Annotated in this window: 1 pseudogene; it reads left to right on the top strand. The window is 67.1% G+C overall.

Going from position 1 to position 310, the window contains the following annotated elements:
* A pseudogene (locus tag ABGI63_RS25855) lies at positions 1 to 310 on the top strand (cell division protein FtsK); the annotation flags it as partial.

Below are 310 nucleotides of genomic sequence, written 5' to 3'. Positions count from 1 at the left end.
GCCATGCACGCGGACACGCGCTGGGAGAGCAATCACGCGAACCTGGTGTTCCTGTCCAACGAGAGCCAGCCGCTGGCGCTGGAGGAGGGGGACCGGCGCATGCTGGTCGTCTATACGCCAGTGGCCGAGGATGGCGATCTGTATGCGCGGGTGCGCGACTTCCTGGCCAACGGCGGGGCGCGCAAGTTCCTGCGCCATCTGCAGCAGCTGCCACTCGATGACTTCAACCGCCACAGCAAGCCGCCGCTGACGCGGGCCAAGGCCTCGCTGATCGAGCTGGGCTACAAGCCGGCCGAGCGCTTCATGCATG

The sequence above is a fragment of the Roseateles cavernae genome (assembly GCF_040187885.1).
GTDB lineage: Bacteria > Pseudomonadota > Gammaproteobacteria > Burkholderiales > Burkholderiaceae_C > Roseateles_E > Roseateles_E cavernae.
This window is presented reverse-complemented; position numbering and strand designations above follow the sequence as displayed.